General features: G+C 68.9%; 2 protein-coding genes. Both read left to right on the forward strand.

All coding sequences use genetic code 11. The features are described from left to right. Positions 1-349: enoyl-CoA hydratase-related protein (locus PMI38_RS24295; protein ID WP_008100100.1), on the forward strand; the 349-nt coding region annotated here is incomplete at its 5' end. Continuing rightward, positions 346-2,298, forward strand: a complete 1,953-nt coding sequence (locus PMI38_RS24300) for an acetyl/propionyl/methylcrotonyl-CoA carboxylase subunit alpha (protein WP_008100103.1) — start codon at positions 346-348, stop codon at positions 2,296-2,298. The genes PMI38_RS24295 and PMI38_RS24300, both read left to right, overlap by 4 nt. Positions 2,299-2,399 lie beyond the last annotated feature (101 nt).

The raw sequence follows: 2,399 nt of genomic DNA on the forward strand, positions 1-2,399 counted from the left end.
CGGCGAGCGCGCCGCCCGCCGTTACGCCCTGACCGCCGAGCGTTTCAGCGGCGTGCGGGCCCGCGAACTGGGCCTGCTGGCCGAGGTGTACCCGACCGGCGAGCTGGAGGCGCAGGTCGAGGCCTGGGTCGACAACCTGCTGCAGAACAGCCCGCAAGCCCTGCGCGCCACCAAGGACCTGCTGCGTGAAGTGGACGACGGCGCACTCAGCCCGGCCCTGCGCCGCTACTGCGAAAACGCCATCGCCCGCATCCGCGTCAGCGCCGAAGGCCAGGAAGGCCTGAACGCCTTCCTGGAAAAACGCCGCCCCGCCTGGCAAACCGAACACAAGAAGGAGCCGCGCCCATGAGCCGCCCCACTCTCACCACCCTGCTGGTCGCCAACCGCGGCGAAATCGCCTGCCGGGTCATGCGCACCGCCAAGGCCATGGGCCTGACCACCGTGGCCGTGCACAGCGCCACCGACCGTGATGCACGGCACAGCCGCGAAGCGGATATCCGCGTCGACCTGGGCGGCACCAAGGCCGCCGAGAGTTACCTGGTGGTGGAAAAACTGCTGGCCGCGGCCAAGGCCAGCGGCGCCCAGGCGATCCACCCGGGCTATGGCTTCTTGTCCGAGAACGCAGGCTTCGCCCGCGCCATCGAAGACGCCGGGCTGATCTTCCTTGGCCCACCGGCCAGCGCCATCGACGCCATGGGCAGCAAGTCGGCGGCCAAGGCGCTGATGGAGGCCGCCGGCGTGCCGCTGGTGCCGGGCTACCACGGCGAAGCCCAGGACCTGGAAACCTTCCGTGCCGCCGCCGAACGTATCGGCTACCCGGTGCTGCTCAAGGCCAGCGCCGGGGGCGGCGGCAAGGGCATGAAGGTGGTCGAGGAGGAAAGCCAGCTGGCCGATGCCCTCGCCTCGGCCCAGCGTGAAGCGCAGTCTTCGTTCGGCGATTCGCGCATGCTGGTAGAGAAGTACGTGCTCAAGCCGCGCCACGTGGAAATCCAGGTGTTCGCCGACCAGCACGGCAACTGCCTGTACCTCAACGAGCGCGACTGCTCGATCCAGCGGCGCCACCAGAAAGTGGTCGAGGAAGCCCCCGCCCCCGGCCTTTCGCCCGAGCTGCGCCAGGCCATGGGCGAGGCCGCGGTACGGGCTGCCCAGGCCATCGGCTATGTCGGCGCCGGCACCGTGGAGTTCCTGCTCGACGCCCGTGGCGAGTTCTTCTTCATGGAGATGAACACCCGCCTGCAGGTGGAGCACCCGGTCACCGAAGCCATCACTGGCCTGGACCTGGTGGCCTGGCAGATCCGCGTGGCCTGTGGCGAGGCGCTGCCTATTACCCAGGCCCAGGTGCCACTGATCGGCCATGCCATCGAAGTGCGCCTGTATGCCGAAGACCCGGCCAACGAGTTCCTGCCGGCCACCGGCACCCTGGCGCTGTACCGCGAATCGGCGCCGGGCGAAGGCCGCCGGGTGGACAGCGGGGTTTGCGAGGGTGACGTGGTGTCGCCGTTCTACGACCCGATGCTGGGCAAGCTGATCGCCTGGGGCGAGAACCGCGAGCAGGCTCGCCTGCGCTTGCTGGCGATGCTCGACGAGTTCGCCATTGGCGGGCTGAAGACCAACATCGCCTTCCTGCGCCGCATCCTCGCGCACCCGGCGTTCGCTGCGGCGGAGCTGGATACCGGGTTCATTCCGCGTCATCAGGATGAATTGCTGCCGGCGCCGCGTGCCTTGCCGGCCGGCTTCTGGGAAGCCGCCGCCGAAGCCTGGCTGCAGGGCCAGCCGGCGCATGAACGTGACGACGACGCTCACTCGCCGTGGGCGCCACGCAGTGGCCTGCGTCTGGGCCTGCCGTCGCGCAGCAGCCTGCACCTGCAAAGCGGCGGCGAAAGCCAGGCCGTGGCGCTGGAGCGCAGCGCTGCCTCGACCTGGCACCTGGAGGGTGAGCAACTCGGGCACGATGAGGGTGGCGTGCGTCGCCGTCATCTGGCGGTACGCCGTGGCGGCACATTGTTCTTGCGCTGGGACGGCGAGGTGCATGCCATCGAAGCCTTCGACCCGATCGCCGAGGCCGAAGCCAGCCACAGCCACCAAGGCGGGCTGGGCGCGCCCATGAACGGCAGCATCGTGCGCGTGCTGGTAGAGCCTGGGCAGGTGGTGGAGGCCGGGACTGCGCTGGTGGTGCTGGAGGCCATGAAGATGGAGCACAGCATTCGCGCGCCGCAAGGGGGGACGGTGAAGGCGTTGTTCTGTCAGGAAGGGGATATGGTCAGCGAAGGGACGGTGCTGGTCGAACTGGTGGAGTGATCTAGGGTGCTCGCCTGAGCGTTTTTGGCGTCTTTGAGATCGAGCGCCGCCCGCGCGGCGCATCGCGAGCAAGCTCGCTCCTACATTTGTTGCAACGTGCC

Source organism: Pseudomonas sp. GM84 (assembly GCF_000282535.1).
Classification (GTDB): Bacteria; Pseudomonadota; Gammaproteobacteria; order Pseudomonadales; family Pseudomonadaceae; genus Aquipseudomonas.

Bases quoted from the DNA above. Each gene is read 5' to 3' on its own strand.
- PMI38_RS24300 (WP_008100103.1), top strand. From the start codon at position 346: ATGAGCCGCCCCACTCTCACCACCCTGCTGGTCGCCAACCGCGGCGAA.